We start from the raw sequence: 3,751 nt of genomic DNA on the forward strand, positions 1-3,751 counted from the left end.
ACGTCTGGTACACCTACCCGGGTCCCGGTGGCCAGTCCGCGCCAAGTGATCTGCCGTTCCGCGAGTTGGCGAACGTCTTGATGACCCCGCATTCCTCCGGCGTCACCGCCGACACGTTCACCGGCCGGGTGGACGACGTCGCCGCCAACGTCGGCAGGCTCGCCCGCGGGGAGACACTGCGCAACATCGTTGCGAGATGAACATCGTCGCGCGATAGTGGCCGCCGGTTTGTACAGTGCGCAGTGATGAGTCATCACCGCTACTGCGTCATCGGCGCAGGCATCGTCGGCCTGTCCACGGCGCACCACCTGCTCCAGGCGGAGCCCGATGCGTCCGTCGTCGTCCTCGAGGGCGGGCAATCCGTCGCGGCGCACCAGACGGGCCACAACAGCGGCGTCATCCACTCGGGCATCTACTACCAGCCCGGCAGCTTGAAGGCGACGTTCTGCAAGGCAGGTGAGCGAGCGACGAAGGAGTTCTGCGGTCGACACGGGATCGCCTTCGACGAGTGCGGAAAGCTGATCGTCGCCACCTCGGATACCGAATTGCCGCGGATGGCCGCCCTCGAGGAGCGCGCCGCCGTCAACGGCATCACCTGCCGACGCGTGAACCGCGACGAGCTCACCGAGCTCGAGCCCAACGTGACCGGCCTCGGAGCGCTGCATCTGCCCCGCACGGGCATCGTCGACTACCGGCTGGTGTCGGAGAAGCTGGTCGACCTCATCATCGGGGCCGGCGGTGAGGTTCGAACGAATCAGCGGGCGGTCGACATCGCCGAAACCTCGGCGGGGGTCTCCATCTCGACGGAGTCGGACAACGTGAGCTGTGACCGGCTGGTGGTCTGCGGCGGTCTGCAATCGGACCGGCTCGCCGAGATGGCAGGAGTCCCCATCGACGTCCAGATCATCCCATTCCGTGGCGAGTACTTCCAGTTGCCAAGTGCACGATCGGGTTTCGTGCGGCGGCTCATCTACCCGGTGCCTGACCCCGAGCTGCCATTCCTCGGCGTCCACTTGAGCCCCACCATCGACGGTGACATCACGGTCGGGCCGAGCGCGATTCTCGGCCTGGCCCGCGAGGGCTATCCGAAGTTCTCCGTCGACCCTCGCGACGTCGCCAGAATGCTGGCGTTCCCCGGGCTGTGGCACGTGGCGAGGGCGAACGTGCGCCTCGGTCTCAAGGAGATCAGGAACTCGCTGTCGAAGCGGAGCTATCTACGCGAATGCCGAAAGTACGCACCAGGATTGACCAGGCGCGACCTGTTGCCACGCGAAGCGGGCATCCGGGCCCAGGCGGTGCGTCGCGACGGCACACTCGTGCACGACTTCGTCGTCGAGCGCACCGACCGGATGATCCACGTCCTTAACTCCCCGTCGCCCGCGGCGACCGCTGCGCTGCCCATCGGGCGCCACCTCGCAGGGTTGGCCACCGGGACCGATCAGGACACGGCGTCGTAGATCAGCGTCGTGTACCGGGCCGTGCCGTCGATGTCGATGGCGAAAACGGGCACTGAGCCCGCCAGTTCTGCACCATGGCTGTGGTTTGGCCGGATCGCGACCATTGCGCAGAAGTGGGCGCAAACCCCGCGAGTTCTGCACCGTGGCTGTGACGACGCGGGACGCCGGCAGTGGTTCAGGCGCTGGCGTCCCACACATCCCGGATGTGCTGCAGGCCGTCCGGGGTGAGGCTGCCGAACAACCTCAGGCGCGCCATCCCGCCGTCGGGGTGGATGTCGAGCCGGGTGTCGGTGACCGGCCGGTCGTCCTTGATCACGAAGCGATGTCTGGTGTCGGGCAGCAGATCGGTGGGCGCCAGGATCTCGAACCAGTCGCCGTCACCGTCGCGGCCGGAGAGGCGACCGACACCCGGTGCGTTGCCGACGAAGTACGACGTGTCGAGTTCAGCGGCGTTGAGCGTCCCCCGGGTCGCCAAATGCACCTGCACCCAGTCATTTCCGCTGTCGCGTCGGCGTGAGGTCTCCCACCCGTCGCCCATGGTCCTTGCCGTTCCCGGCAGCAGTAGATTGTTCGGCGAGCTGTAGAACATGTTGGAGCAGGCCGTGATTCGGCCACCGTTCTCCAGCGCCGCCAGATCGAGCGTCATGCCATCGGCGAAGTCCGGGTTCAGCAGACCCTCGCCGTGCACCCGGAACCGTGCCACCCCGCCATCCGGGTAGATCGACAACCGCACGTGCGACCAGCGCTGCGACGACTCGACCTTGAACGGGTTGCGGGTGTCGCCGTTGACGCCGGTGCGCTCCACCAGCGTGGTCCACTCGGTCTTGGCGACCAGGTCCTCGGTCGACGGATACCCCGCGACGTACGCGGCCTCGACGGAGATCTGCGGGGGGTAGTTTCCGGTGAACCAGGCGGTGTCGACGACCACACCGCGCACGATCCCCGGCACCGCGAGCCGCACGATCGCCGAGTCGGACGAATCGGGCGTCAGGCCTCGGCGCCGCCGAGTCTCCCAGCCGTCATAGACCTGGCCCTTGTGGCCGAAGGTGGCAGGCCGGAACTCGGCGGAGCCCGGCTTGATGAGGTTCTCCTTCTCGGCGAACAGATCGTCGTTGGCCCAGAGCACTGCGCCGCCCGCGGACCGCGCCGCCAGATCGGGGAGTGACAGGAAGTGCGAATGTGCGCGGTTCTTCTCCGACGGTGTGCTCACTCAGATGAGCCTAAGCGAGACGGAACCCGTCACCAGTTGTGGTAGCCGCCCTCGGGACCAAGCATGCGTTCCAGGCGCGAGCGGTTGATCTTCGCCAGCTCGTTGCGGACCACCTTGCGTTCGGTTTCCACGTCGTTGTGCATGCGATCGGCGACGGTCCCGAGTACGGTGCGCGCGCTCACCCCGCCGAGGTCATGCTCTTCGCGCAAGCGCTCACCGACATACATCACGAAGCCGAACCCGAAGGTCGCCGCGTAGGTGCGGGAAGAGGAGCCGAGTTCGGCCATCACGTCGGCGTCGTCGTCCCACACGGAGCACTGCTCGGCTTGGGACTTCGCGCTGCGCGGCCGACGACCGACGTGCGGGCAGGCGTCGAGAATCTGGTCGATCGCGGAGTCCGGCAGGGCGAACAACAGGGCATCGGCACGACGGAAGAGGGCGTCGTGATCGAGGTAGGCGCGGCCGTGCGCAAGGTGGCGGGCCATCGTCATGCTGTTGCAGCACTCGTAGAGCGCGTGCACCGCCCTGCGCTCCGGGAACGCGTTGAACGCGTCCAAGCCAATCCCTTGATGCAACAGCACATAGCCATGATCGGAGGCTCAAGCCACGTGCAGGTTACTGAGTGTTACGGCAGTGCTAAATCAGTGCCGGCTAGTGCCCGTTGGCCTTGAAACGCTCCACCGAGCGGTTCAGCTCTGCCTCGGCCTCTTCGCGGCCCACCCAGTCCGCAGCCTTGACGAACTTGCCCGGCTCGAGGTCCTTGTAGTGCACGAAGAAGTGCTTGATCGCCTCGAGCTCGAACGGCGGCACGTCGGCCAGGTCCTGGATGTGATCCCACCGGGGATCGCCGGCGGGCACGCACAGCAGCTTGTCGTCGCCACCGGCCTCGTCGGTCATCTTGAACATCCCGATCGCGCGGCACTTGACCAGCACGCCGGGGAACAGGGGATCACCGTGCAGCAGTACGAGCGAGTCGAGCGGATCCCCGTCGTCGCCGAGGGTGTTCTCGATGTAGCCGTAGTCGGCGGGGTACTGGGTCGAGGTGAACAGCGTGCGGTCCAGCCGCATCCGGCCGGATTCATGA

The 3,751-nt window shown here is 66.6% G+C and carries 4 protein-coding genes and 1 pseudogene; 2 read left to right on the forward strand and 3 right to left on the reverse strand.

Features of this window, described 5'->3' with window-relative positions:
- Both QOI01_RS03995 and lhgD read left to right on the forward strand, forming a co-directional pair.
- Positions 1-200 (forward strand): annotated as a pseudogene (locus QOI01_RS03995) (hydroxyacid dehydrogenase); the annotation flags it as partial.
- 45 nt (positions 201-245) lie between these two features.
- A complete protein-coding gene (lhgD, locus tag QOI01_RS04000) occupies positions 246-1,457 on the forward strand; it encodes an L-2-hydroxyglutarate dehydrogenase (RefSeq protein WP_526378805.1) in 1,212 nt (403 codons plus the stop codon).
- Between the two features lie 175 nt (positions 1,458-1,632).
- On the opposite strand, the gene alc is transcribed toward lhgD, so the two are convergent.
- The 3 genes from alc to QOI01_RS04015 form a co-directional block, all read right to left on the reverse strand.
- The gene (alc, locus tag QOI01_RS04005; RefSeq protein WP_526378807.1) at positions 1,633-2,667 is read right to left on the reverse strand and encodes an allantoicase; all 1,035 of its coding nucleotides are present in this window, start codon (positions 2,665-2,667) and stop codon (positions 1,633-1,635) included.
- Between the two features lie 29 nt (positions 2,668-2,696).
- Positions 2,697-3,248, reverse strand: a complete 552-nt coding sequence (locus QOI01_RS04010; RefSeq protein ID WP_526378809.1) for a 2-oxo-4-hydroxy-4-carboxy-5-ureidoimidazoline decarboxylase — start codon at positions 3,246-3,248, stop codon at positions 2,697-2,699.
- Between the two features lie 70 nt (positions 3,249-3,318).
- A partial coding sequence (locus tag QOI01_RS04015) for an inorganic diphosphatase (RefSeq protein WP_526378811.1) occupies positions 3,319-3,751 on the reverse strand: 433 nt, incomplete at its 5' end.

The sequence above is a fragment of the Mycobacterium sp. genome, assembly GCF_032162605.1.
In the GTDB taxonomy this organism is placed as follows: domain Bacteria; phylum Actinomycetota; class Actinomycetes; order Mycobacteriales; family Mycobacteriaceae; genus Mycobacterium.